Genomic DNA, 3,608 nt, shown 5'->3' on the forward strand with positions numbered 1-3,608 from the left:
GGCAGGGGGTGGAAAGGCCAGGGGGGCTCAAAGGGTCGAGAGGGCTGCAACCACCCGCGGGGTTTCTCGCAGCCCCTCGTCAGCGCATGGCGGCCTGAGGCCGCCATGCATCCAGCGCAGCCTTACGGCGTCGCCGGGGCAGGAATGGCGGCGGCGGCGGTCGCCACCGGCTGCTGCGCGGCGGTCAGGCTGGGCGGCAGCACAGCGGGGGCGGCAACGCTGCCCGGCTGCACCGGCACCATCGTCACATTGACCGGCGTGTCATACTTGTTGTCAGCGCCCGACATGCTGTCGATCGCCCAGCCAATGCCGCCGCCGAGCAGAATATTGCCCACCGTCGCGCCGGCAACACCGGACTTGTTGAAGTGCGAGGCCTGCTGATAGCCGTTCATCACGCAGAGAATGGTGATGTCGTGCTTGCTCTTCTGCACCAGGATCGAGCCCGGCGTCGCCGGAATGGTGCCGATATTCAGGTTTTCCCGATAAAGGCCGCAGGTGGCGCCGGCGGGATTGGTATTGACCAGGATGTTCTGCGTGGTGCCGTCCACGATGGACGAGCAGCCGGCCAGCGTGACCATCAGCCCAAGGGCAGCAAGAAGGCGCATCAATCTCTCCATGACGACGCCGAAATGATGGCATTGTCACGGTTTCGTGACCAGTCTGGCTTGCCGTAAATTTCACGGAGACGTGAGCGGTGTTGCCGGAAAGACGCAGTGCTTCCTGTCGCCCGGCCAAAAAAAAGGCCGCCAGCCCGAGGGCAGCGGCCAAGTCATACAGGGAGGCTTCACGTCTGGGAGACGAAGGATCCTGAGACCCTTTCCGACCTAGTCGCCGGATGACTCCTACTTAGTCCTCCCTGGGGCATGCGCGTAGGCGCAAAACCGCCCATCACCCATGCGACCCATGCATGGTGAAATTTTCGATTCAGCTGGAGTGATGCAGCGCCGCCAGCTCCGAGACCAGGAAGTCGCGGAAGACGCCGACGCGCTTGGAATGCCGCATCTCCTCCGGATAGACGAAATAGGCGTCGATCCGCGGCGATTTCAGGTCGGCCAGCACCGGCACCAGGTCGCGCAGGTCGTCGCCCATGTAGTCGGGGAGGGCGGCGATGCCGAGGCCGGAGCGCACCGCATGCAGCATGGCCGGCAGCGAGTTCACCTCGACCGCGGCGCGGCGCGGGCTGCCGGGGCGACGGCCGGCTTCCAGCAGCCAGTTGATGCTCTCGACCGGCGGGCGATAGTCGCCATAGACGATCAGCCGGTGCGCATCGAGGTCCTCGGCACGCTGCGGCATGCCGGCGCCCTTGAGGTATTCGGGCGAGCCCACGATGCGCCAGCCGAAGGTCGCCACATGCCGCTGGATCAGGTCCGGCTGCTTCGGCGGATGCATGCGGATGGCCACATCGGCCTCGCGCATGGCCAGGTCCAGGTCGGCATCGTCCAGCAGCAGAGTGACGGTGACGTCGCCATGCAGCCCCATGAACTTGCGCAGCCGGGGCGCCAGCCAGGTGGTGCCGAAGCCGGTGGTGGTGGTCACCTTCAGCCGGCCGGCGGCGCGCTCGCGGCTTTCCGTCAGCAGCGCCTCGGTCATGGCCAGCTTGGCGAAGACCTCCCGCACCGTGCGGTTCAGCGTCTCCCCCTGCTCGGTCAGGATCAGGCCGCGCGCATGGCGGTGGAACAGCGGAACCTGCAGCGCCTCCTCCAGCGCCTGGATCTGCCGCGAGACGGCGGACTGGCTGAGGTTGAGGGATTCGCCGGCATGCGTGAAGCTGCCGGCCTCGGCGACCGCGTGGAAGACGCGGAGCTTGTCCCAGTCGAGGGGCATGGCGTCAGGCTGCCTGTTCTTGGGTGGCGGGCTCGTGCAGGGCCAGGAATTTCTCGGCCTCCAGCGCGGCCATGCAACCGGTGCCGGCGGCGGTGACCGCCTGTCGGTAGATGCGGTCCTGCACATCGCCGGCGGCGTAGACGCCCTCCAGGCTGGTCCGCGTCGAATCGGGTGCCGTCACCAGGTAGCCCTCCGCATCCATCTCCAACTGCCCCTTGAACAGGCTGGTGGCCGGGGCATGGCCGATGGCGACGAACACGCCATCCACCGCCAGCTCCCGCGCCTCGCCGGTCTGACGGTCGCGCAGGGCCAGCCCGCGCGCAACCGGCGTCCGGCCGCTGCTGTCCGCCAGCACCGATTCGGTAAGAGTATTCCACAGGATCGTGACATTGGGCTTGGCGAAGAGCCGTTCTTGCAGGATCCGCTCGGCGCGCAGGCTGTCGCGCCGATGGATCAGCGTCACCTGGGCGGCGAGGTTGGACAGGTACAGCGCCTCCTCCACCGCGGAATTGCCGCCGCCGATCACCGCGACATGCTTGGCGCGGTAGAAGAACCCGTCGCAGGTGGCGCAGGCCGAGACGCCGAAGCCGGAGAGCTCCTTCTCGCCCGGGATGCCCAGCCACTTGGCCTGGGCGCCGGTGGCGATCACCACCGCCTCGGCCTCGTAGCGGTCGCCCGAATCGCCCAGGGCGATGAAGGGCCGCTGCGACAGGTCGATGCTGGTGATCAGGTCGTAGTGGAGCTTGGCGCCGACATGCTCGGCCTGCTCGCGCATCTGCTCCATCAGCCAGGGGCCCTGCACGGGCTGGGCGAAGCCGGGATAGTTCTCGACCTCCGTGGTGATGGTCAGCTGGCCGCCAGGCTGCATGCCGGCGACGATCAAGGGCGACAGGCCGGCACGCGCCGCATAGATCGCGGCCGTATACCCGGCAGGGCCGGCACCGAGGATCAACAGGCGGGTGCGGTGCAGTTCGGGCAAGGGCTTGGTCCTGAAAACGCTCTGGTCGGGCAGGATATCGGAAAGATCGGCGTTTCCCGCAAGCCGATGCCTTGAACAGAGTGGCTCGTGCAAGGATATTGCGCCTTGAACGCCGCGCGAGCAACGAAACGGTTCCGATGAAGCCCGAAACGACCGACAATCTGGATGCGGTGGACCGGCAGATCCTGGCGGAGCTGCAGGAAGACGGCCGGATGACCAATGTGGAGCTGGCACGACGGGTGGAGCTCTCCGCGCCCCCCTGCCTGCGCCGGGTCCGCCGGCTGGAAGAAGCCGGGATCATCCGCGGCTACCACGCCGATATCGACCCGGTGGCGCTGGGCTGGGAAATCACCTTCTTCGCCCTGGTCGGCCTCGAGTCCCAGAAGCACGCCGTCCTCTCCGCCTTCGAGCAGGACGTGATGTCCTGGCCGGAAGTGCGCGAATGCCACATGATCCGCGGCGGCGGCGATTTCCTGCTCCGCCTGGTGGCCCGCGACACCGCCCACGAGAACGCCCTGACCAACCGCCTGACCTCGGCGCCCAATGTCGGGCGGGTCAGCACCCTGCAGACCATCCATACCGCCAAGGATGTGCCTGGGGTGCCTCTGGATGGGTCCCGGTAAGGGGCCAGACCAAGATAAGGGGCAGGCCAGGGGAATGAATTCCCCTGGACCCCTTGTAACTTGGCGCCATCGCGCTCGGTCGTTGCTAGAGTGTCCGGAGCGGTGGCGGAGCGTAGCCCGGAACCCCTTGGGGCGATCGAGCCCGTAAAGAAGCGAGGGTCACGCTCCGTCGTTCCATCGAA

At 67.0% G+C, this 3,608-nt stretch carries 4 protein-coding genes; 1 reads left to right on the forward strand and 3 read right to left on the reverse strand.

Annotation, left to right across the window (positions count from 1 at the left end):
* Window positions 1-122: 122 nt before the first annotated feature.
* From GVN67_RS28410 to trxB, 3 genes are all read right to left on the reverse strand, one after another.
* On the reverse strand, window positions 123-578 hold the full coding sequence (locus GVN67_RS28410; protein ID WP_160000665.1) for a translation initiation factor 2: 456 nt from the start codon (window positions 576-578) through the stop codon (window positions 123-125).
* A 346-nt stretch (window positions 579-924) separates the two neighbouring features.
* Window positions 925-1,824: a LysR family transcriptional regulator gene (locus GVN67_RS28415; RefSeq protein WP_160000666.1), complete on the reverse strand. Its 900-nt coding sequence runs from the start codon at window positions 1,822-1,824 to the stop codon at window positions 925-927.
* 4 nt (window positions 1,825-1,828) lie between these two features.
* Window positions 1,829-2,803 carry a thioredoxin-disulfide reductase gene (trxB, locus tag GVN67_RS28420; RefSeq protein ID WP_160000667.1) on the reverse strand — a complete coding sequence of 325 codons (975 nt, stop codon included), beginning with the start codon at window positions 2,801-2,803 and terminating at the stop codon, window positions 1,829-1,831.
* 137 nt (window positions 2,804-2,940) lie between these two features.
* Here trxB and GVN67_RS28425 point away from each other — a divergent pair, with 137 nt between their 5' ends.
* A complete protein-coding gene (locus GVN67_RS28425; RefSeq protein WP_160000668.1) occupies window positions 2,941-3,426 on the forward strand; it encodes an Lrp/AsnC family transcriptional regulator in 486 nt (161 codons plus the stop codon).
* Window positions 3,427-3,608: the final 182 nt, after the last annotated feature.

Origin of the sequence: Roseomonas sp. 18066, assembly GCF_902706185.1 — a bacterium.
Taxonomy (GTDB): Bacteria; Pseudomonadota; Alphaproteobacteria; order Acetobacterales; family Acetobacteraceae; genus Pseudoroseomonas.

Coding starts and splice junctions, on each gene's coding strand:
- GVN67_RS28410 (WP_160000665.1), bottom strand. CDS start 578: ATGGTCACGCTGGCCGGCTGCTCGTCCATCGTGGACGGCACCACGCAG.
- GVN67_RS28425 (WP_160000668.1), top strand. CDS start 2,941: ATGAAGCCCGAAACGACCGACAATCTGGATGCGGTGGACCGGCAGATC.
- GVN67_RS28415 (WP_160000666.1), bottom strand. CDS start 1,824: ATGCCCCTCGACTGGGACAAGCTCCGCGTCTTCCACGCGGTCGCCGAG.